This window comes from Streptomyces sp. NBC_01431 (assembly GCF_036231355.1).
In the GTDB taxonomy this organism is placed as follows: domain Bacteria; phylum Actinomycetota; class Actinomycetes; order Streptomycetales; family Streptomycetaceae; genus Streptomyces.
In genome coordinates, this window is record NZ_CP109496.1 from 2,312,663 (window position 1) to 2,333,924 (window position 21,262).

The 21,262-nt window shown below is 70.1% G+C and carries 17 protein-coding genes; 10 read left to right on the forward strand and 7 right to left on the reverse strand.

Features of this window, described 5'->3' with window-relative positions; genetic code table 11:
- Positions 1–149: 149 nt before the first annotated feature.
- The 3 genes from eccCa to OG522_RS10565 all read left to right on the forward strand — a co-directional run bounded on the left by eccCa (position 150) and on the right by OG522_RS10565 (position 4,917).
- Complete coding sequence (eccCa, locus tag OG522_RS10555) at positions 150–4,115, forward strand: type VII secretion protein EccCa (RefSeq protein WP_329462697.1); 3,966 nt, start codon at positions 150–152, stop codon at positions 4,113–4,115.
- A 2-nt stretch (positions 4,116–4,117) separates the two neighbouring features.
- A complete protein-coding gene (locus tag OG522_RS10560) occupies positions 4,118–4,303 on the forward strand; it encodes a hypothetical protein (protein ID WP_329462698.1) in 186 nt (61 codons plus the stop codon).
- 80 nt (positions 4,304–4,383) lie between these two features.
- The gene (locus tag OG522_RS10565) at positions 4,384–4,917 is read left to right on the forward strand and encodes a hypothetical protein (RefSeq protein WP_329462699.1); all 534 of its coding nucleotides are present in this window, start codon (positions 4,384–4,386) and stop codon (positions 4,915–4,917) included.
- A gap of 36 nt (positions 4,918–4,953) precedes the next feature.
- On the opposite strand, the gene OG522_RS10570 is transcribed toward OG522_RS10565, so the two are convergent.
- Positions 4,954–5,433: a hypothetical protein gene (locus OG522_RS10570; RefSeq protein WP_329462700.1), complete on the reverse strand. Its 480-nt coding sequence runs from the start codon at positions 5,431–5,433 to the stop codon at positions 4,954–4,956.
- 318 nt (positions 5,434–5,751) lie between these two features.
- Between OG522_RS10570 and OG522_RS10575 the strand changes: the two genes are divergently transcribed.
- Positions 5,752–6,324, forward strand: a complete 573-nt coding sequence (locus OG522_RS10575) for an ATP-binding protein (RefSeq protein WP_329462701.1) — start codon at positions 5,752–5,754, stop codon at positions 6,322–6,324.
- A 401-nt stretch (positions 6,325–6,725) separates the two neighbouring features.
- Positions 6,726–7,019: a DUF397 domain-containing protein gene (locus OG522_RS10580; protein WP_329462702.1), complete on the forward strand. Its 294-nt coding sequence runs from the start codon at positions 6,726–6,728 to the stop codon at positions 7,017–7,019.
- A gap of 80 nt (positions 7,020–7,099) precedes the next feature.
- Here the strand turns inward: OG522_RS10580 and OG522_RS10585 are convergent, their stop codons facing one another.
- The 3 genes from OG522_RS10585 to OG522_RS10595 form a co-directional block, all read right to left on the reverse strand.
- Positions 7,100–7,402 (reverse strand): WXG100 family type VII secretion target, encoded by a 303-nt coding sequence (locus OG522_RS10585; RefSeq protein ID WP_329462703.1) that lies wholly within the window; start codon positions 7,400–7,402, stop codon positions 7,100–7,102.
- A gap of 72 nt (positions 7,403–7,474) precedes the next feature.
- Positions 7,475–7,840: a WXG100 family type VII secretion target gene (locus tag OG522_RS10590; protein WP_329462704.1), complete on the reverse strand. Its 366-nt coding sequence runs from the start codon at positions 7,838–7,840 to the stop codon at positions 7,475–7,477.
- A 102-nt stretch (positions 7,841–7,942) separates the two neighbouring features.
- Positions 7,943–9,043: a S8 family serine peptidase gene (locus tag OG522_RS10595; protein WP_329462705.1), complete on the reverse strand. Its 1,101-nt coding sequence runs from the start codon at positions 9,041–9,043 to the stop codon at positions 7,943–7,945.
- Positions 9,044–10,386: 1,343 nt separating this feature from the next.
- On the opposite strand from OG522_RS10595, the gene OG522_RS10600 reads away from it, so the two are divergent.
- Together OG522_RS10600 and OG522_RS10605 are read left to right on the forward strand one after the other, a co-directional pair.
- Positions 10,387–10,560, forward strand: a complete 174-nt coding sequence (locus tag OG522_RS10600; protein WP_329462706.1) for a hypothetical protein — start codon at positions 10,387–10,389, stop codon at positions 10,558–10,560.
- 95 nt (positions 10,561–10,655) lie between these two features.
- A complete protein-coding gene (locus tag OG522_RS10605; RefSeq protein WP_329462707.1) occupies positions 10,656–10,949 on the forward strand; it encodes a hypothetical protein in 294 nt (97 codons plus the stop codon).
- 26 nt (positions 10,950–10,975) lie between these two features.
- On the opposite strand, the gene OG522_RS10610 is transcribed toward OG522_RS10605, so the two are convergent.
- The 3 genes from OG522_RS10610 to eccB all read right to left on the reverse strand — a co-directional run bounded on the left by OG522_RS10610 (position 10,976) and on the right by eccB (position 14,525).
- Complete coding sequence (locus OG522_RS10610; RefSeq protein ID WP_329462708.1) at positions 10,976–11,404, reverse strand: hypothetical protein; 429 nt, start codon at positions 11,402–11,404, stop codon at positions 10,976–10,978.
- Positions 11,405–11,730: 326 nt separating this feature from the next.
- Positions 11,731–12,984 carry a type VII secretion-associated serine protease mycosin gene (gene mycP / locus OG522_RS10615; protein ID WP_329462709.1) on the reverse strand — a complete coding sequence of 418 codons (1,254 nt, stop codon included), beginning with the start codon at positions 12,982–12,984 and terminating at the stop codon, positions 11,731–11,733.
- 14 nt (positions 12,985–12,998) lie between these two features.
- Positions 12,999–14,525, reverse strand: a complete 1,527-nt coding sequence (eccB, locus tag OG522_RS10620) for a type VII secretion protein EccB (RefSeq protein WP_329462710.1) — start codon at positions 14,523–14,525, stop codon at positions 12,999–13,001.
- Between the two features lie 183 nt (positions 14,526–14,708).
- Here eccB and eccE point away from each other — a divergent pair, with 183 nt between their 5' ends.
- The 3 genes from eccE (at position 14,709) to OG522_RS10635 (ending at position 21,233) form a co-directional block, all read left to right on the forward strand.
- Positions 14,709–16,070: a type VII secretion protein EccE gene (eccE, locus tag OG522_RS10625; RefSeq protein ID WP_329462711.1), complete on the forward strand. Its 1,362-nt coding sequence runs from the start codon at positions 14,709–14,711 to the stop codon at positions 16,068–16,070.
- Entirely contained in the window at positions 16,070–16,798 is a 729-nt protein-coding gene (locus tag OG522_RS10630) for a hypothetical protein (RefSeq protein ID WP_329462712.1), read from the forward strand. The genes eccE and OG522_RS10630 overlap by 1 nt, the downstream gene beginning before the upstream one ends.
- Before the next feature lie 370 nt (positions 16,799–17,168).
- The gene (locus OG522_RS10635) at positions 17,169–21,233 is read left to right on the forward strand and encodes an SCO5717 family growth-regulating ATPase (RefSeq protein ID WP_329462713.1); all 4,065 of its coding nucleotides are present in this window, start codon (positions 17,169–17,171) and stop codon (positions 21,231–21,233) included.
- The last annotated feature ends 29 nt before the right edge of the window (positions 21,234–21,262 follow it).

Sequence of the window (21,262 nt, forward strand, 5' to 3'; positions counted from 1 at the left end):
CGCTCTGTTCGCGGGTGCTTACGCGAACAGACGGCACCCTATCGCCAGCCGATCACATCGGATGTCAGTAGGATCCCACCGCGGTCGGCGTTCGCCGGACACGGGGCGGCGGGCTGAACTTCTTCGACTGCCAAGAGAATTGGTGCGTTGTGAGCCAAATCATCGTCAAGCGCCTGCCACGGGCTCTGCCGTCCGAGGTGCCGACGGAGGAGGTCGTTCTCCAGCCCCCGCCGGAGCTGCCACGCGGACAGCAGGAGGGTGCGCTGATGCAACTCCTACCCATGCTGGGCATGGGTGGCTCCGTGGTGTTCTTCTTCATGCCGAATTCGCAGCCGTTCATGAAGGTCATGGGCATGGTGATGGTCGCCTCGACGGTGGCCATGTCGGTGGCGATGATCGTGCGCTACCGCAAGGGGTCCCAGGGTCAGTTGGCGGACCTGCGCCGCGACTACCTGCGCTATCTCGGCCAGACCCGGCGCGCGGCCGCCGCGGCCGCGCACAAGCAGCGCGACGCGCAGTACTACCTGCACCCCTCGCCCGAGCAGCTGTGGGCGCTCGTCGCCGAGGGCAGCCGGGTGTGGGAACGCCGGGCGGGCGACGAGGATTTCGGTCAGGTGCGCATCGGGCTCGGCCCCCAGGCACTCGCCACTCCGCTGGTGCCGCCGCAGACCGCGCCCGTCGACCAGCTGGAGCCGTTGACGGCGGGCGCCATGCAGCGATTTCTGGCCACCCACCAGACGGTGGAGGACCTCCCGATGGCGGTCTCGCTGCGCGCCTTCTACCACCTGACGGTCAGCGGGGAGCCGCAGACGGTACGCGCCACGGTGCGCGCCCTGACCGCCTCGCTCACCTCCCTGCACTCTCCGGAGGACCTGGTGATCGCGGTCGCCGCGTCCCCGTCCGCCTCGGCGCACTGGGAGTGGACCAAGTGGCTGCCGCACACCCAGGCCCCCGGTCTCAGTGACGGCGCGGGCAGTCGGCGCCTGATCAGCCGCAGCGCGGCCGAACTCGAAGAGCTGCTCGCACCCCGCCTCACCGGCCGCCCCCGCTTCCACCCGGAGGGCGCGCCGCTGCCGGAGGAGCCGCACATCGTCGTCGTACTCGACGGGGTGTCGCCGCCCCCGATGTCGGTCCTCGCCTCCGCCGAGGGCCTGCAGGGCGTCACGGTCGTCGAGGTGGTTCCCGGTGAACTCACCGGCGCCCGGGGCGATTTGGCGGTGGTCGTACACCCGCGCACACTCCGCCTGGAGTCGAGCCACGGCCTCGTGTACGAGGGCACGCCCGATCTCCTTTCCTACGAGTCGGCCGACGCGCTGGCCCGTCAGCTCGCCCCGCTGCGCATGGCCTCGGGTGGTGATGACGACGAACCGCTGCTGGCCAACCTGGAGTTCACCGATCTGCTGGGCCTGGGCGACGCGGCGGCGGTGGACACCGCGCTCACCTGGCGGCCCCGTTCCGCCTCCGAGCGGCTGCGGGTACCGATCGGCGTCGGCGAGGACGGCCGCCCCGTGATGCTCGACCTGAAGGAGGCCGCGCAGGACGGCATGGGCCCCCACGGCCTGTGCGTCGGCGCGACCGGCTCGGGCAAGTCGGAGCTGCTTCGCACCCTCGTGCTCGGCCTCGCCGTCACCCACTCCTCCGAGACCCTGAACTTCGTCCTCGCCGACTTCAAGGGCGGCGCGACCTTCGCCGGTATGGCGCAGATGCCGCACGTCGCAGCCGTCATCACCAACCTCGCCGACGACCTCACCCTGGTCGACCGCATGGGCGACTCCATCCGCGGCGAACTCAACCGCCGCCAGGAGATGCTGCGCGACGCGGGCAACTACGCCAACATCCACGACTACGAGCGGGCCCGCGTGGCCGGCGCCGCGCTCCAGCCGGTGCCCTCGCTCGTCCTGGTCATCGACGAGTTCAGCGAACTGCTTACCGCCAAACCGGACTTCATCGAGATGTTCGTGCAGATCGGGCGCATCGGCCGCTCGCTCGGCGTGCATCTGCTGCTCGCATCCCAGCGCCTGGAAGAGGGCAGGCTGCGCGGTCTGGAGACGTACCTCTCCTACCGGATCGGTCTGCGCACCTTCTCGGCCGCCGAGTCGCGCGCGGCCCTCGGCGTCCCCGACGCCTACCACTTGCCGAGTGTGCCCGGCTCGGGCTATCTGAAGTTCGGCACCGACGAGATGACCCGCTTCAAGGCGGCGTACGTCTCCGGTGTGTACCGCTCGGGCGGCTACCGGGCCGCGGGCATCGACGGGCCGGTGCCCGTCGACCGGCGGCCGGTGCTGTTCACCGCCGCCGAGGTTCCGGTGACGTACGCCCCGCAGACCGTGCCGGGCCCCCGCGCCGAGGCCGGGCCGCAGACCGACGACGCGCTCGCCGACACGGTGCTCGACGTCATCGTGCGCCGCCTCGAAGCGCGCGGGCCGGCCGCACACCAGGTGTGGCTGCCGCCGCTGGACAGTCCGCCGGCCCTGGACTCGCTGCTGCCGGGCCTCGCCCCGGTGCCGGGGCGCGGTCTCACTCAGCCCGACTACGAGGGTGCCGGACGGCTGGTCGTGCCGCTGGGCCTCGTCGACAAGCCGTACGAGCAGCGCCGCGACCCACTCTGGTGCGACTTCTCCGGCGCGGCGGGCCATCTTCAGATCCTGGGTGGCCCACAGTCCGGCAAGTCGACACTCGTACGCGCCCTGCTCGCGTCGTTCGCGCTCACCCACACCCCGCAGGAAGTGCAGTTCTACGGGCTCGACTTCGGCGGTGGCGGCATGGCCGCGGTCGCCGGTCTCCCGCACGTCGGCGGCGTCGCCTCACGCCTTGACCCGGAGCGGGTGCGGCGCACCGTCGCCGAGGTGTACGGGGTGCTGACCCGCCGCGAGGAGTACTTCCGCTCGGCGGGCATCGCCTCGATCGCCGACTTCCGGACCCGCCGGGCGCGCGGCACCATCTCCGTCGCCGACCAGCCGTGGGGCGACGTGTTCCTCGTCATCGACGGCTGGGGCAACTTCCGTACCGAGTACGAAGGCCTGGAGCAGGTCGTCCTGGACATCGCGGCCCGGGGGCTCGGCTACGGCATCCACCTGGTGCTGACCGCGTCGCGTTCGATGGAGGTCAGGGCCAACCTCAAGGACCACCTCATGAACCGCCTGGAGCTGCGGCTCGGCGACACCATGGACTCGGAGTTCGACCGCAAGGTCGCGGCCAACGTCCCGGTCGGGGTGCCCGGCCGCGGCCAGTCCCCGCAGAAGCAGCACTTCATGGCGGCCGTGCCGCGCATCGACGGCCTCCAGTCCGACACCGACCTCGCCGACGCCACGGCCGCCCTGGCCACCGAGGTCACCCGGCACTGGACGGCCCCTGGCGCCCCCGCGGTCCGCCTCCTCCCCCGCGAACTCCCGGCGGCCCAACTCCCGCCCGGCCACGCCTTCCCGGACCGCGGCGTGGCCTTCGCGCTGGACGAGAACAACCTGGAGCCGGTCTTCGTCGACTTCGAACAGGACCCGTTCTTCCTCATCTTCGGCGAGAGCGAGTCGGGCAAGTCGAACCTGCTGCGCCTCCTGATCACCCAGCTCACGCAGCGGTACGAGGGTGACGTGTGCAAGCTGTTCGTGGTGGACAACCGGCGGACGCTGCTCGATGTGACCCCGCCCTCGCACCTGGCCGAGTACATCCCCATGTCGAACGCCATGGACCACCACATGGACGCCCTGGCCGACCTCATGCAGCGCCGCGCGCCCAGCGCGGATGTGACCGCGCAGCAGCTGCGCGACCGCAGTTGGTGGCGCGGCCCCACGGTGTACGTCGTGGTGGACGACTACGACCTGGTGTCGACGTCCAGCGGCAACCCGCTCGCCAAACTCACCGAACTGCTGCCGTTCGCCCGCGATGTCGGCGTCCGCTTCATCATCGCCCGCTCCACGGCGGGCGCGGGCCGCGCCGCGTACGAGCCGTTCATGCAGCGCGTGAAGGAGCTGGGCGCCCAGGGCGTGGTCCTGGCCGGCGACCCGGCCGAGGGCGACATCCTGGCGGGCGTCCGCCCCCGCCCGATGCCGACGGGCCGCGGCATGTTCGTCTCCCGCAAGCGGGGGAAGCCGCTGGTGCAGACGGGGTTGATGGAGTAGGGGTGGCGACCGATGAGAACAGCAAGACATTCACCGCCCGCGAGAATCAGCTCCAGAGCCTCGCCCAAGTCTGGATGAACGCCAACCCCAGCCATCAAGGGGCCAATTCCTACACGATCACGTCGGAGATCGACGGGGCAGCATTCGACGGCAATGCGCGGGCGAAGGGACTGGCGGGGCAGCAGTGACCGCGACTCGTTCCACCCCGGCATCACGCACCGGGGCTCCGCGCAGTCCCCGGCCTCCACGAAAGAGCTCCGCCTTGACCATGCACAAACCGATCCGGAAGGCCATGCTGGCCACCGCAGCACTGGCACTAGCGGCGGCGGGCTGCGCGGAGTCGCACGACTACGCCATCCCGAAGGAGGCGTGCGGGGTCCCCATCGATTCGGCCCTCCTATCACCCCTGTTGCCGCCGGGGAAGAAGCTCACCCAGGACAAGTACGACGCGGGGGCGGGGAGCCCTCGCTGTCGCTTGGCGGTCGATACGGATCGTGTCGTCTACTTGAACGGGGACGTCATTTCGACCGATACCGACCCCATCAAGCTGGACCCCCGAGGGATGCAGCGCATGGGCCATCCCTCGGCAGTCAATTTGGGCGACGGCGCCCAGGTCGCCGACTGGGGCGCCATCGCCTTCGCCGACTGCACCCACCAGGGCAAGAAGCAACGCTTCGTCGCTCTGGTCCAGTTGGAGAAGCCCGTCCCCGAGAAGGTCTCCGAGCGCAGGGACGCTCTCGTCTCCTTCCTGCGGGCCTACCTCCCCGCGGCAATGAAGGCACAGGGCTGCACACGTCCGTAAGAGGCCGCCGTCGCCGCTCGTCAGGGGCAGGCGCCCTCAGAAAGTGAGGTCTGGCGTGGTCGTGCCTCGCGCGGTGGTCAAGATCTGTTCGTGGAAGTCGCGCGAAGCGGTCTCGCGGGGGTAGCGGGAGCGAAGTCCCTTGTCCAGCTCGTTGGCGACCAAAAGCAGAGACGGAAGCGACTTGCGATCCACTGCAAGGGCCGTGGTCCCCATGCCTACGGCCTCATCGATGTCGCCGGGGTGTGCGGCAGCGACTTCCAGTGTGAGACGGGCCTCTGCGGCGCGCATGGGAGAGATTTCGGTTCCGTCGGGGCCAGTGCTGATGCCGATGACAGATCGAGCGTGGGAGGCGGCGCGTTCATCGTCTCCGAGTAGCCGATACGCGTCCATCTCGTAGAAGTCCCATTTGTCCGGGTCGATGATGAAGTGGTGCTCGGGGTGGTCCGGTCGGGGCAGACGGTCCAGCCTCGCGCGGCCCGCGTCAAGGGAGTCACGGACCAGGCTGGCGTCCCCCATGCGTGCGGCGGCGCGCCTTGTGCGCGTACAGCTGCACGCCGACGGAGTGCGTCTGGTCGGCGACGTGCCCGGCTTCCACAGCGTGGAGCATGTCCTGCCATCGGCACTGAGTGAGCGAACCACGCCTCGATCTCCCACGCCCAAGCCTTGATCTCTCCGTGTTCGGCCTCGCCACCAATGCGAAGTGCGGCGGCCGTACTGAGGTTCGCGGCCTCGTGCTGTCCCCGGTCGTACTGGACGCATGCATTCAGCAGAAACAGCCATCCGGCGTCCACGAGAAACTCTCGGTGCTGGCGCCCAGAGATGGTGGCTTGTGGCATGGATACGAGAAGAGCGGAGCGGCACGAGCACGTGATGAACGAACTGGACGCGTTCGCCCACTGGTACGTCGAGCCCGACCCGTCCTCAGCCGGGAACCTCTTGCAGCTGACTCTCTTCGCAGAGTTCCCCGACACGCTCCGTGTGGCGCGTGACATGGCGACCACGTTCCTTCAGGGCTCGGTTGCGGATGAGACCGTGGCCGATGTCCGGCTGATCGTCTCCGAACTGGTCGGCAATGTGGTGCATCATGCGGTGCCGGACTGCTGCCTGGCTCGTCCTGGTGGGAGTCGGCGCAACGATGTGACCTTCAAGTTGTGGCCGAAGTGGTTGTTCGTCGGGGTCGCGGATGAGGACTCGACGCCTCCTCTGCTTCCTCTGGGAGACACCTTCTCCCTTTCCCTGGGCCTGCTGGGGGAACTGCCGGAAGCAGTGCTACCGGACAGCGGCCGGGGGCTGCTGCTCGTTCAGCGTGTGGCAGCGGCGGTCTGGTGGATGCCGAAGGAGCCGGGCGGCAAGACAGTGTGGTGTCGGTTCGACCTCGACGGCGAAACAGCAGACAGACGGCCTTGACGGTCTCCGGGCCGCCGCCTCCCAACTATTCCCGTGATCGAGAGCGGGCGGCTGGCTCGGGGCCAGAGCCAGCTCTCCGACCAACGGGGCGCTGCCTCTCGACGTCGCGGGCGCCGATTGCGCTCCGGGGGTGCCCCGTGCGCCAGGCGCGGGCACTCTTGCTGTCGATAGCCGGAGGGTGTCGTGTACCGGCCGGGTCGGCGAGCTGCCAGGGCAGACGGCGCTCAGGCCTGCACCGCCTGTGCGGGATTTTTGCCTCAGCCCCCCATGCACTCGATTCCCGCCCGCTCACCCGCGCGCACCTCACGCCGCCAAGTAGGCTGAGCGGACAGCTGGTTGATGTACCTATCGGCTGCGCTTGGCACGTCCGGGTCGGCACGTCTGGAAGGAATCGCTCCGTCATGGCTGAGGAACAGGACAGGGAACTCCAGGAGCGCAAGGAGCGCGAGAAGAACGAGCTGTACGCCCTCGACATCTCGGGGGTCGAGTGGCACAGCGCCCCGGGCACGTCCGAGGACGAGGAGCGCGTCGAGATCGCCTACCTGCCGGCCGGCGCCGTGGCCATGCGGTCCTCCGTGGACCCGGAGACGGTGCTGCGGTACACCGAGGCGGAGTGGCAGGCGTTCGTACTGGGCGCGCGGGACGGGGAGTTCGACCTGGAGCCGTCGGTGCGCAACGGGGGCATCGAGGCGTAGCAGTCACCGCTCCCGCGGACACAGAACGGGGTGGGCACCTCCCGCGCGTGCCCACCCCGTTCGCCGATTCCCGGCACTCCTCACTGGAAGTAGCCGGCCGCCTTGTGGTCCCCGGCGCGGTAGGTCGGGCCGGCCTCGGCTACGGCGTTGGCGATCTGCATCAGCGAGGTCTGAACGCTCTGGGCGGTGTTGTTCCAGTCCCGCTGCTTGGTGGCGTACACCTCGTGGGCCTGGCCGTGCCAGTTGGCGGCGGCCCTGTCGACCAGCTTGCCGATGTCCTCAAGGTCCTGCTGGAGCTTGCCGGCCTGGTTCTTGATGGCTTCGGCCGCCTGGTCCAGGCTGCCGTAGTGGACTCCGAGGACATCGCCGCTGTTGTCAGGCATGACTTCCCCAATCTCTTTGGTGAATAAGGTGGTTGTGGGCTGACGCCGCGAGGCGGGGCGAACCCGGCGCGACTAGTACGTGCTGAGGTTCGAGGTGATCGCGGTCGTGGCCCCCGCGTCACCGCTGTAACCGTCCACGACGTCGATGCCCATGAGGGCCTTGCGGACCTCCTCGTCGGTGTCGCCCTTGAGGGTGCGGGTCGCCTTCATCGCCTCAAGGAAGTCCAGGAGCAGCCGACCCATGTGGACCATCTGGTTGTTGATGTGGGTCTGCTTCTTGTCGAAGGCGTGGGCGCCGATGCCCTCCCAGGCCCCTTCGAGGCTGTTGATCACGTTCTGGAGTTGGTTGACCTGGCCCTTCACCGATTCGAACCGGTCGAGGATCTGCCCCTCCAACTTGGCCATTTCGCTGTCTGATACCCGCTGGTCCTGCGTCATGCCAGGCCTTCCCTTCGTGGTGGCGATGCTGGTGATAGTGGTGGTGCGGATGGCCGTACGTCAGCCGAGCGCCGCGGTGTGCCGGTGCCGGCGCCCCCGCGCTCAGGCGCCGCGGCGCCGCGTCCTGAGCACGGCGAACACGCCGCCCCCGATGACGACGAGCCCGACGAGGACCCCGCCGACGACCCAGGGCGTGCTTCCGCCGCCCTTGGCCCCGCCCGTACCTTCGCCTTGGCCTTCACCCCTGGCGACAGCCTCGCCCTTCGGGGCCGGCGAGGAGCTGGGCGCGGCCGGGGTGGCCGGGGGCGCGCCACTCCCCCCGTTCTCCTTGGCAAGAGGGTCGACGTCGGCGGGGCCGGGGTTGATGTTCGCCTGCTCCACGACGAGCCGGGGGCGGATCAGCCCGTAGCCGAGGTACTTACTGGGGGTGCTCTTGTCCCAGGACCGCCCGGCGGTGTCGATCATCGTGCGCAGCACTTGGTCGGCGGTCCAGGTGGGGTGAGCGGACCAGATCAGGGCGGCTGAGGCGGAGGCGATGGCGGAGGCGGCGCTGGTGCCGTCGGCAGTGCAATAGGCCTGGAACTCGGCGTTGCACCATCGCGAAACATTCAGGCCTGGCGCTGCCAGATCAACAGAGTCGCCTGAGTGGGAGAACTTTCCAACAGTGCCCTTGGCATCCGCAGCCGCAACGCCTACGACACCGGGCAACGCGGCAGGAAATTCGAGCAGGCCATTGTTCTCCTCGCCGTCATTGCCAGTTCCGGCAAACATCAACTTACCTTTTGACGCTGCATACCTAACTGCGTCCTCCAGGCCAGGATCTTTCGTATGCGCCCCGAAAGACATGTTGATGATCTTGGCATCCGAATCCGCAGCTGCCCGAATCGCCTGCGCCGGAAGTTTCGTAAGCTTCAACTCCGCAGGATCCTTCAACGTACTCAGCACGATCCTGAGAGGGATGATCTTAGCCCCCGGAGCCAACCCTTTGATCCCTCCGCCCTGGCCGGTTCCGGCGATCATCTCCGCCATCGTCGTACCATGGCCGTCATAATCCTTGGTTGCCCCGTATGCAGCAGCTGCCGGGACTTCCTGACTGAGCACTTGCCCCTTCAGGGAAGGTGTGTCCGCATTGACGCCGGTATCCACAACAGCAACTTTGACGCCCTTGCCGGTACTCACCTTCCACAAGTCTTCTGCGTGCATGGCGTCCAGGTACCATTGCTTGAGCGGGGCGTCATCAGCGGTGGCGTGAGGAGCCAATCCCACAGACCCGACAGCCCAGGCAGCGAGCGCTGCGCTAACGGAGACCACCCGTCTTCCAGCGCGCACCCCAAACATCGGGCTGCACTGCTTGCGTCCGCTCATTGGTGGCTTCATGCGCCTAACGTCCTCGCCCTGTCCCTGATCGAATCGGTAGTAGTAAACGCCTCGGCGACCAGAATGGGCGCTTAGTCGTCTCGGTCAATCAGTCCTCGAGTTCAGAGAATTCTTCGTCCTCTGAATCAGAAGGCCGCTCCCGCACCAGGCCTTCGCCACCCTTGGTAAAGGTATTACGCCCTGAACGAGCGCCAGCCGACCGCCCCATCGGGGAGCCGACCACGCCATCCGGCCCACCTGTGAGGCGTCGACCCTTCTGCGCTGCTCCGGAAGCAGTTGGGCCACGCGTTCCAACAACACCACGTGGACCAGGCCCGCCACTTGGCTTGATGTTTCCTGTCGTCGCTTCGCCGCCGACCACAGCACTCCTGCGTGTGTGGGAACCAGCGGAGTTCGGCGCTGCGGCATTCGGTCGCCCACCGACGATTCCGTTGCCCCGCCCTAGGATTCCTGCCGATCCGGCACGTGAAGGACCCGCCCCTGCAGCACGCGGAGTCCCTCCCGAGACACCTCGCCCTATCGGGGATTGTCCCGTTGGGGAGGCTGAACCTCTGCCCACCCCCTGGGCTGTATTGGCAGGACGCCCCACTGGATTCGAAGTTGAGGGCCCCGCACCAGTCGCCCCCGTAACTCCCTGGCGTGCTCCTGCGTGGGACTGCGCTGATTCAGAGATCCCGCCTACCGCTCTAACGGCTCTGGTCACGCTGTCGGCAGGCAGGTTCCAGGAGCCACTCGCAACGGGAGGAACAGACCCAAGACCAGGGTTGGTTGTGCTGGTAGGCGGAGGGGTCGTGGCCACTTGCCCCGCCGATGGCGCCGGAAGTGAAGTGACGCTGTTCAGCTCCGTGCCAGCATTGCGATCAAGGGCGGGGGCCGGGGAAGGTAACGAACCACCCACTAGCTGCCCGTAAGGGTTGAGGTTGGCTTCCAAGTGCCCAGGTGCCGACACTGATTCTGCAACGGCTCGGTGAGAGGTGCTCCCTCCATCTTCCGGGTGGAACCGAGTTGATTGCCCGGGCTCTGCCGCTCTGACCGGGATGATGGGATCGCCGGTGCCAGGCAGCGGCTGAGGCACTCCCACATTGGGCGGAGGCCCAAAAATAGGCGGCTGCTGCGCAGCCAGGGTCTGCTCTGAGACCGAGTAGAAGGACGACAGGCGGTTCATCTGGTTGATCGCCTCTTGGCGGTCCTTCTCCACCTTCACCGCCGCCTCGTACTCCGCGTTCCCCGCGATCCTCTTCGTCGGCGGAATATCTGCGACCTTGACCGGCTCGGTGCGGTGGTCGCGCTGGGGCATGGCCTTGCTCACCGATGCCAGGCCCGAGCCCGCGGCGCTGATCTGAACGGCCGCCACTTCGGCGAAGTCCGCCAACTGGTGTGTATTTCCAAAGAGGTTGTCGCCCCACGTGCGGAACGCGTCGCCCGACTCCCCCTCCCAGTGGACCGCGCCGACGTTCTTCTTGAGCTCGTCGGCTGCCTTCTTCATCGCATCCCGAGCTTTGAAAAGAGCATCACCAGCGTTGGTCAGGTGCGCCGGGTTGGCGTGCTCGACCAGGTCGATCATGTCGTTGAGCTGATGGCCCTCGAAATCGGTCTTTCCGAAGAAGCGGACCGCCCCCCCGAAGGGGAAGAGGCCCGACAGCGCCTGCGCCGCCTCAGTGGTCATGTCGGTGACGCCGACCTGCTCGCTCACGCGCTGCTTGTCCGTCAGCTGCGGAGCCGCAGGCTGTGAGGGCTGAGGCTTCTTGTCCGTCACCGCTACCACCCCGTCCCGGAAGTCTTGTCGTCCGTGCGCTGCGGCTTCGGCTTGCCGTCCTTTTCGCGCTGAGCCTGCTCGGCGTCGTAGTCGGTCGCGGACTTGATCGCCCAGAACCGCTGCCGCATCTCCTCATCCAGATTGTCGAACCCGATATCCGCCCCATGCGCAGCGATCCCCATCGCCTCGATCTGGTGGCCGAGCGATTTCGACAGCGACGTCAGGTGTTCGTGTACGCGGTGGTACTGGGTGAAGAGGCCGTCCGCCTCGGGGAAAGCGGCATTTCCGGAGCTGAAGGACGTGCGGGCGATCTGCTGGTCCGCGATCTTCGTGGAGCTGCCGTGCGAACCCTCGAACTCAGTGAGCATCGCGTCCACCCGCCTCTTAAAGGTCGTCAGCGCCTCCATGCCCTTTTCGAGGTCACCGCTCATCGCCGCCACCTCCGCCCATGTGGGCACAACGCCCCATGACACCCTCCCCGTAAACCAAAACCATTGCCGTTCACCCGCGCCGCGATCCGCCCCATTGACACCGCGTATCGCCCCGCTGTCACTCTAGCCAACGCCTGTCGCCCGCCCAACGGACTATCAGCGCGCCTGAGTTGACCCGGCCACCTCGACACTACGAGGGCTCACCGCACGCCGCATGAGTACGTCTACTCACTTCTGATCAGTTCTTCATCAGCATCGGTCGCCTGCTAGTCCACGGAGGCCAGATCTAGAACGCCCTTGACCCGTTCTGCACGAAGCCCTCGCATTCATTCCGCTCCCCGCAGCCCGGCCACCCTCTGGCTACGCCGCCGCGCATCCCGGGTCGCCACCGCTGCCCCGCTCAGGACCGCAACCAGAACCGCCGCCCCAGCCGCCACGTACGTGGCCAGGCGTTCCGTGCGCTGCTCGTCCGTTTCGCCGAGATGGAGGGCCGCGGGGGTCGGGGCCTTCGCCGGAGTGATGCCCTCGTGGGCCACCGGGGTCTCGATCGGGTGGTCGTCCTCCGTGAGGGCGCGGACCGGGTCGATCACGCCCCAGCCGACCAGGCGGTCGTGGCCGGACACCGAGCGTTCCGCGGTCTGTTCGATCTGGGCGACGACCTCGCGCTGGGTCCACTTGGGGTGCTTGGCCTTGATGAGGGCCGCGACGCCCGCGACGTACGGGGCCGAGAAGCTCGTACCGTTGTCGGCGCAGTGGCCGCCGCCGGGCACCGTGGAGACCATGTCGACGCCTGGCGCGGCCACGCCCACGAACTCGCCGGACTGCGAGAACGCCGCCCGCTCGTTGTTGCGATCCGAGGCCGCGACCGCGAGGACGCCGGGGTACGACGCCGGGTACGTCTGCTTGACGTTGCCGCCCAGACCGTCGTTGCCGGCCGAGGCGACCACCACGATGTTGTTCGCGAGAGCCGTGTCCACGGCCTGCTTCAGGGCGGGCGCCGGTTCCACCGCGTTCGCCGTGTCCTGGGAGATGTTGATGACATCGGCGCCCGCGCTGATCGCGTAGCGGATGGCGTCCGCCAGGGTCTGCGCCGTGCCGTGGCCGTCCGCGTCGTTCTGCTCGATCGGGATGATCGTCGCGTCGGGGGCGAGGCCCACGAAACCCGTTCCCTTGGCGGGGCGGGCCGCGATGATTCCGGCGACCTTCGTGCCGTGGCCGACGGTGTCTGTCGTGCCGTTCTCCGCACCGCGCGGGAGCGGCTGGCCGTTCTGGTCCTTGAGGTCCTTCTGCAGGAGGTTCTTGCCCCTGGACGCGTCCACCGCGCCCTTGAGCTGGGCGTTCTTGATGTCGACGCCCGTGTCGATCACGGCGACCTTCATGCCCCTGCCGGTCGACTGGCGCCACAGTTCGTCCAGAAGCACGCGCTGGAGCGCCCAGGGGCGGCCCGCGTACGCCTTGGACGGGAAGGTGCACTGGTCGCTGCCCCCGTCGTCGGCCGGGGCGGCGGCCGCCGGAGTGCCGCCGAGCACCGTGAGGGCCGCCGCGGCCGACAGGGCGAGCGCCTTGAGTGCGTACGCCATCGTGGTGCCGCCTCTCAGGAGCCCTGGGGCTGGCGGGCCGCCCCGGTCGACAGGCGAGGGCCGGTCGGCAGGAACGTGGACCAGCTGATCGGGATCGGGGCCGGCTCGGACTTGGCGTAGCCGAGCCGGGTCTGGGCCTGCTGGGCCTCCTGGTCCGCCTGCTTGCGCTGATCGGCGGTCAGGCCCATGGCCGAATCCCCGTCGGCGCTGTCGCTGTTGGACTGCATCGCGTAGCGCAGCCCCGTGTCGGTCACCAGGAAAACGCCGCCCGCCTTGGTTTCGGAGCCCTGGATCTGGCGGAAGAGCTGGCCCGAACCGGGCGTCACGTAAGCGCTGCTCGAACCGGTGGGCAGCGGCGCCGGGAAGTCGGTGCCGGCCCAAGTGCTCATCGTGGTCTCGCCGTTGTCCTTGTTGACATCGCGCAGCACGTTGCACACGGTGTTGCGGCTGCCGTTCCCGGTGCCCGCGTCGTTGACGGCCACCGGCATCTGGCGAGGCCAGTTCTTCTTGGCCTCGAACTCGGTGGCCTCGGGCGTGAACGCGGCCGCGTTGGTTTCCGCCGCGTGGCCGGTCGTCATGAGCCCGCGCAGATCGCGGCTGTAGAGAAGCAGGTTCGCGGTGAAGTCGGAGACCGGCGAGACCTTGCCCTGCTGGACCAGGTAGTACTGGGTGCCCGCGCCGTTGGGCGCCTTGAGGACCATCCCGATCCGGTTCGCCTCGGGGGCCAGGGTCCCCGGAACCTCCGCAGGGCTGCCGATCTTCCCCTCGACCTTGGGGAACGCGACCGGATCACCCGAACGAAGGGTCTCCAGCCACTCCTTGGACACCCGCTCGGGTTCGCGGCCGGCGCCGACCAGGGCGCGCAGCAGGAGTTCTTCGGAGCCGACCTGGTACTTGGTGCCCTGCGCGTCCACGACGTACCGGGTCTTGTTGTCGGGCCCCACGACGTACATCAGCTCGCCGCCGGTCAGCCGCTCGGAGCCGTCCGTCCGGCTCTTGTCGCGGTCGGCGAGGACGAACGCGGCCTTCTGGATGGCGCGGCCGCCGTCGGCGGGGCGTTCACAGACCGCCCAGCGCTTGGCGGACCCGGCCTCCTCGGTAGAGGGCAGCCGGTCGGGCGCGTACGGGATGCCGAGGGTGGCGCCGTGCGGCAGGTGGCCCTTGTCCAGGACGGACTCGTCCACGTTGACGACCTGCCCCTTGGTCGGGTCGAGCAGGAGCTTCGCGGACGCCATGTTGAGGACCGGGTGCAGCTCCTTCTTGCCGTCGGTGGTCAGTACGACGTAGCGGGTCGTGGACTTGCTGGCGATGATCACTTTCTCGCCCGGGGTGTCCCAGCCGGGCGGCGCGGTGGGCTTGAACATCCCCCACGCCCCGAACGCGGCGAGCAGTACCACCGCCGCGATGCTGCCCGGCAGCACGGCGCGCAACGGCCTGGGCGCCCCCTCTTCCGAGCCCGTCGGCGAGGGCTGGATGAACGATGCGAGCGTGCGACGCTTCGCGAAGGTGTACGCGTTGAGCTCGTCCCGGCGAGATGCCATGAGTGTCCGTGTTTCTCCGTTGTCCCCGTGCGGAGCCCCAGGGAGCCCGTCCCCCGCCCGCCGTTGTCAGACCGGCCCCCTACTATGCCTGTTACGTGATCGTACGCCTGGGCCGGGTAGGGTGAACGGGTCCCTCAAGAGCCCTACTGGCCCGGGGATTTCGAGGAGTTCGGGGGGGCAGGGATGGTTTCGTCGACTGGGACACGGTCGCGCTCCCGTGAACGATCCGGCGCGCCGAGCGGCGCGGGCCCCCGTCCCGGAGTGCGTACGGAGTCGTCCCCTCCGATCCGCCGGGCAGCGGCGTCCGTGGCCGTCGGGCCGGTGACGCCCCACCTCAAGTCCCGCTCCGGACGCTTGGGTTCGTTTCATCTGCAACAGCTAATTCTGATCGAGTCGGCAGCCGCCCTGCTACTCGCCGCGTGGGTCGTCGACACGATGGCGCTGGTGCTGGCGGGCGCCGTCGCTCTGGCGCTCGTGCTGCTCGCGGTGGTACGCCGACGGGGGCGCTCGCTGCCCGAATGGCTGGGCACCGCCTGGGCGCTGCGCGCGCGGTTGAGGCGTGCGAGCAACGCCGTCGTGCCGCCGGGCACTCTGCCGGGCCTCGCCCCGGCCGTGGAGTGCGACCCCACGCTGCGGACGTACGGCCACGGCGACCGCGACCGGCGCCCGATAGGAATGGTCGGCGACGGCGGGTTCCTCACCGTCGTCCTCCAGGTGGAGTCGGACGCGACGGCGCTGCGGGCGGACCGGGGTCAACGCCCGTTGCCCATAGGGCTGGTGCGGGACGCCCTTGAGGTTGACGACATCCGGCTCGAATCGGCGCAGATCCTGCTGCACACCCAGCCCGCCCCCGCGCTGCGGCTCCCCCAGCAGTCCCTGGCGGTCACCAACTACGCGCCTCTGCACGCTCAGACGGCCTCCCCCGCGGTCCGCATCACCTGGATCGCGCTGAAGCTGAACCCGGAGCTGTGCCCGGAGGCGGTGGCCGCGCGCGGCGGGGGCATCGGGGGCGCCCAGAAGTGTGCGGCGCGCGCCGCCCTCCATCTGGCAAGCCGACTGACCGGAGCGGGCCTGCACACCACGGTCCTGAACGAGGAGGAGCTGGCAGACGCCGTGGCCACCTCGGCCTGCGCCAACCCGCTGGTGACGGCTCAGGCCAGCCGCACGGAGACGCCGCAGCGGCGCACCGAGGAGTCCAGCCGTTCCTGGCGCTGCGACAACCGCCGCCACACCACGTACTGGATACGGCGCTGGCCCAGGATCGACGCGGGTTCCGGTACCGGCGGGCTGCCGCAGCTCGTGGCGCTGCTGACGGCGGTTCCCGCCCTTGCGACCACGTTCAGTCTCACCATCGCCCGCGCGAGCGCCCAGGAGATCGGCATCAGTGGCCACCTCAGGGTGACGGGCCGCAGCGAGGCCGAACTGAGCACGGCCCGCCAGGCCTTGGAGCGCGCGGCGCGCGAGGCGAAGGCCCAGATCGTGCCGCTGGACCACGAGCAGCTGCCCGGCGTGCTCGCCACGCTGCCCTTGGGAGGTGCGCGCTGATGGCCACGACGACTTCGGGTCCGCGTGGCGAGCCGCGCACCGGCTTCGGCCTCATCGGTCCCCGGCACCGTCGGCACACCCTGTCCGCCGAGCAGTTGGACAGCCTGGCGCTGCCCATCGGCGACGACGGCGTGGTCGTCGGCGTGGACGTCGAGGGGCATCCCGCGGTGCTCGGGGTGAACAGGCCGACGGCGTACGACATCGTGCTCATCGGCGGGCTGTGGACGGCGCAGGTGCTCGCGCTGCGGGCGGCCGCCACCGGTACCCGGGTCGCGGTGGAGACCGGTCGGCCCCAAGCGTGGGCCCAGTTGGTCCACGCGATCGCCAGCCAGAGCGGCATGACCGTGCACGACGTGGGCCGGGTGCCCCCGCTCGGCACCTCCGCCGGTGAGCCGGTGCTCGTGGTGCGGGACTGCGGCATGCGGCCCCCGCGCGGCCGCGTGGTGTCGGCGCCCTGGCAGGCGGTGCTCACCCTGCTCCCCTACCTCAGCCCGGTCGCACCCAGGCTGATCCGGCAGGCACGGCTCGTCGGCGTGCAGCGGGTGTCACCGGACGAGGCGGCGCAGCTGGGCCGCCTCATCAACCTGCCGCGCACCGAGCGGGAAACCCTCTCGACGCTTGCCGACGGGGTGACGCTGTGGTGCAACGAGCGGGACCGCGCCTTCGTGATGACCCAGGCGACCGACACCGAGACCGGATTGTTGGGGAACGCCCGGCGGGTCGACTGACCAACGCCACAGCGGCGCGAGTTGACCCGATCTGACCGTTTCGCCCGGCGCGCTACGCCCCAGGTCGGCCACTTCATCGTCACCCATGGGGCGAGGGTGACGAAAGGGACAGCCGATCGGGGTGGCCGGGCCTGCCGCGTCGGTATTGACGACGATTAGGGTGGGACGGAACGGGGGCAGGGCTCCGCGGCGAGGTGCGTCGTCCACACATCCGGACGCCGCGCCGCTCGCAGCGGCAGGTGTGGGTAGGGCGGGCGGGACGACGCGCTCGATTCTGCGAACACCGCACCAGGGCTTGCCTCGCCCCGGCTCATGGATGCCAATGAAACCCACGGCCTCCACCCGGTCACAGGCGAACGAAAGGAAACCGGTGAACAGCGACCAGGACCAGTTCCGCACCGGCGGGAACGCGCGCGACGAGAATCGGTCCGACGCCGATCCCGAGACCACGGGTGAGTTCACCATCGACTACACCCCGCCCGCCTGGTACACCCAGGGCGCGCAGGACACTCCGGCCCCGGCCGGTCAGCAGAGTGGGGGCGCGGGGGCTCCGCTGCCTCCTCCCCCGCCGCCGGCCGCTACGCCGGTCGACGTGCCCGGACTGCCGTCGGACGCCGGGTTCCAGCCCAACTGGGGCACCACCCCGCCGCCGCCTGGCCCGACCCCGGCTGCCCAGACGCCGCCCGCCCCGCCCTCCTTTCCCACTCCGACACCTCCGCCGCCCGCACCCGAGAGCCGCCTCGCGGACGAGGGCCAGGCCTTCGGCGGCGGCGACATCGAGAGCGGCGCGACGATGCGGTTCTCTCCGTCGGCGCTGAAGCGGGAGTTCGAGCAGCTCGAAGCGGCGGCTGCCGCGGCGCGCGGCGAGTCGGCATCGGCGCCCGTTTCTGACAGCGCGTCAGCCACGCCGCCCGCCACCGACGCGGACTCACCGGCCCCGGCCGAAAAACCCTCCGACGCCGGAGCGGTCGCTGAGACGGCGGAAGCGGGTACTGGTACGGGCCCGGAAACGGGTTCAGGTCCGGAATCAGGTACGGGTCCCGAATCGCGTACAGGTACGGGCGCGGGCGCGGGCGCGCACGAGGGTGCTGCCGATTCCTTCGACTCGGATGACTCGGATGACTCGGCCGATTCGTATGGTTCGGACGGTTCGGACGGTTCCGATGGTTCCGGCGGCTTCCCGGGTGAGCAGGTCGCGGGTACGTCCGCGCCGCGGCCCGGGGCCGACGAAGCTGCCGAGCTCGCGGCCGTCGCGCAGGCATCGTCCGGTGAAGGGGCGGCCGCCCCGGCCGAGGACACCTCGCCGAACGGCTCCGAACCGTCCGACGCCATCCCTTCCGACGCGCTTCCCTCCGACGCGCTTCCGTCCGATGTGCTTCCGTCCGATGCCACCCCTTCGGACGCCATTTCTTCGGATTCCACCCCCTCCGACGGCGCTCGCGCCGATGATCTGAGCGCGGACGCCGAGGACGCCGCCGACGCAGCCACCGACTCCGCCTCCGTTACCGATGCCGCGGCGCCGGACGCGCCTTACGGCGGGCCCGCACCGGCTGCGGTCCCGAGCGCGGAGCCCGCCGACGCGGTTCCGGCGGATGCGGTGCCCGAGGATGCGGTGCCTGAGGATGCCGTGCCCGCCGACGCCGCCACCCCGGAACCCGCGGCACACCCGGACGCACCGCCCGCACCGGTACCTGCCCCCGGGCCCGCGCCCGCCGATCAGCCGTGGGCCGCGGCTGCCGGGGCCCAGCCCGGGTTGCCCCCACTGCCGCCGGCGTTCCAGCCCGCCGCGCCCACCGCCGCGCCGCAGTGGCCGGTGCAGGGGCAGGGGCAGGGGCAGGGGCAGCCGATGCCGAACACGCCCCCGGCGCCTCCCGCGTGGCCGCAGTCGCAGGGGGCCCACGGGTTCCCCCAGCAGGGCGCCGCCTCGTCGCCCGCCCCCAACTCCCCGCTACCGCAGGGCAGTTACGGCTTCCCGCACCAGGGCCCGGCCCAGGCGGGCCCCCCGGCGACGCCGAACGCACCCGCGCCGCAACCCGCTTACGGCTTCCCCCACCCCGCGGCAGCCGCCCCTAACGCCCCGCAGTCCCCCGCCCCGGCCAACACCCCCAATCCGCAGGCCTCGCAAGCGGGCTACGGCTTCCCGCACCCAACGGCAGCCGCCCCTAACGCCCCGCAGGCCCTCTCCCCCGCCGACATGCCCAACCCCCAAGCGGCACAAGCCGGCTACGGCTTCCCGCACCCACCGGCAGCCGCCCCTAACGCCCCGCAGCCCGACGCCCCCGCCAATACCCCCAACCCCCAAGCCGCACAAGCGGGCTACGGCTTCCCGCACCCCGCGGCAGCCACACCCACCGACGCCCCACAGGCCCCCACCCCGGCCAACACCCCCAACCCCCAAGCCGCGCAAGCCGGCTACGGCTTCCCGCACCCACCGGCAGCAGCCAACCCTCCCAACGCCCCACAGGCCCCCGCCCCCACCCCGCAGGCCGCGCAGCCCGCACCGGCGGGCTACGGCTTCCCCCATCCCGCGGCAGCCACCCCTCCCGCAGCCCCGCAGACTCCCGCCCCCACCAACACCCCCAACCCCCAAGCCGCACAGGCCGGCTACGGCTACCCGTACCCCGGGGGCGGGCCCGCGGGCGGGCCTTCCGCCGCGCCCCAGCCCATGCCGGAGGCCGCGCCGCCCGTTGATCCGCGGGCCGGGGCCGCCTGGCCCTCGCCGGTGGCGCACGATCAGCGGGAGCGGTCCATGCCGGGGGCACCGCTCGGCTACACGGCCGCCGTCGAGCTGTCGTCCGACCGGCTGCTGCGCAACAACAAGCCGAAGCCGAAGAGCAGCCGCGGCCCGGCCGCCGGAGCCTCGCGGTTCAAGTTCGGGGCGAAGAAGGAGGAGGCCGAGCGGCAGCAGAAGCTCAACCTCATCCGGACGCCGGTCCTGTCCTGCTACCGCATCGCGGTCATCTCCCTCAAGGGCGGTGTCGGCAAGACGACCACCACGACCGCGCTCGGCGCGACCCTCGCCACCGAGCGACAGGACAAGATCCTGGCGATCGACGCCAACCCGGACGCGGGCACGCTCGGTCGCCGGGTGCGCCGAGAGACCGGGGCCACCATCCGCGACCTGGTCCAGGCGATCCCGTACCTCAACTCGTACATGGACATCCGCCGCTTCACCTCGCAGGCGCCGTCCGGGCTCGAAATCATCGCGAACGACGTCGACCCGGCCGTGTCCACGACCTTCAACGACGAGGACTACCGGCGCGCGATCGACGTCCTGGGCAAGCAGTACCCGATCATTCTCACCGACTCGGGTACGGGGCTGCTCTACTCCGCGATGCGCGGCGTGCTCGACCTCGCCGACCAGTTGATCATCATCTCGACGCCCTCGGTGGACGGCGCGTCCAGCGCCTCGACCACGCTCGACTGGCTCTCGGCCCACGGATACGCCGACCTCGTGCAGCGTTCGCTCACCGTCATCTCCGGGGTCCGCGAGACCGGCAAGATGATCAAGGTGGACGACATCGTGCAGCACTTCCAGACGCGCTGCCGCGGTGTGGTCGTGGTGCCGTTCGACGAGCACCTGTCGGCTGGTGCCGAGGTGGACCTCGACATGATGCGGCCCAAGACCCGGGAGGCGTACTTCAACCTCTCGGCGCTGGTGGCCGAGGACTTCGTACGCGCTCAGCAGCAGCAAGGCCTGTGGACCGGGGACGGTCTCAACCCGCCCCCGCACATGGCCCCGCCGATGCCGGGCCAGCAGGGCGCGCCCGCCCAACAGTTCCCCGGCCAGCCCGGCGCCCAGCCCGCCCAGCCGTTCCCCGGCCAGGCCGCCGGCGCCCAGCCGCGGCCCGATCAGCCCTTCCCGGGCCAGGGTCAGCCCGCGTCCGATCAGCCCTTCCCCGGGCAGGGTCAGCCCGCGTCCGGTCAGCCGTTCCCGGGGCAAAACCAGCCGCAGCCGGGCCAGCACTCCCCCGCACCGGGCCAGCCCTTCCCGGCCCCCGGTCAGCCGCAGCCGGGACAGCCCTTCCCCGCCCAGGCCCAGCCGTTCCCGCACCAGCCGCACCCCGCCCAGGGTCAACCCCAGCCGGGACAGCCGCACCCCGCCGCGCAGGGCCAACCCCAGCCGGGTCAGCCCTTCCCCGCGCAGGGGCAGCCCGCCCCCGGGCAGCCCTACCCGGGGCAGTTGTACGGAGGCCAGCCGGGCCAGCCGGGGCAGCAGCCTCAGCAACCCCAGCCGCCGCAGGGTCAGTTCGCGCCGGGCCAGCCGCAGGGTCAGCCCTACCCCGGCGCACCTCAGCCGCCCGCCGACTGGGAGCTTCAGGCTCCCGCACCCGAGGGCGCGCCGGGCCAGCCGGACGCGCAGGCACCCGTTGCGCCGCCCGGGTGGCCCGGGACCGAGGGCGTTCCGCAGCCTCCGTCAGCCCCTCAGCAGTAAGGCGTCAGAGGACTGGACCAATGAGGGCC

Coding starts and splice junctions, on each gene's coding strand:
- OG522_RS10565 (WP_329462699.1), top strand. CDS start 4,384: ATGCACAAACCGATCCGGAAGGCCATGCTGGCCACCGCAGCACTGGCA.
- OG522_RS10570 (WP_329462700.1), bottom strand. CDS start 5,433: ATGGGGGACGCCAGCCTGGTCCGTGACTCCCTTGACGCGGGCCGCGCG.
- OG522_RS10575 (WP_329462701.1), top strand. CDS start 5,752: ATGGATACGAGAAGAGCGGAGCGGCACGAGCACGTGATGAACGAACTG.
- OG522_RS10580 (WP_329462702.1), top strand. CDS start 6,726: ATGGCTGAGGAACAGGACAGGGAACTCCAGGAGCGCAAGGAGCGCGAG.
- OG522_RS10585 (WP_329462703.1), bottom strand. CDS start 7,402: ATGCCTGACAACAGCGGCGATGTCCTCGGAGTCCACTACGGCAGCCTG.
- OG522_RS10590 (WP_329462704.1), bottom strand. CDS start 7,840: ATGACGCAGGACCAGCGGGTATCAGACAGCGAAATGGCCAAGTTGGAG.
- OG522_RS10595 (WP_329462705.1), bottom strand. CDS start 9,043: ATGCACGCAGAAGACTTGTGGAAGGTGAGTACCGGCAAGGGCGTCAAA.
- OG522_RS10610 (WP_329462708.1), bottom strand. CDS start 11,404: ATGAGCGGTGACCTCGAAAAGGGCATGGAGGCGCTGACGACCTTTAAG.
- mycP (WP_329462709.1), bottom strand. CDS start 12,984: ATGGCGTACGCACTCAAGGCGCTCGCCCTGTCGGCCGCGGCGGCCCTC.
- eccB (WP_329462710.1), bottom strand. CDS start 14,525: ATGGCATCTCGCCGGGACGAGCTCAACGCGTACACCTTCGCGAAGCGT.
- eccE (WP_329462711.1), top strand. CDS start 14,709: ATGGTTTCGTCGACTGGGACACGGTCGCGCTCCCGTGAACGATCCGGC.
- OG522_RS10630 (WP_329462712.1), top strand. CDS start 16,070: ATGGCCACGACGACTTCGGGTCCGCGTGGCGAGCCGCGCACCGGCTTC.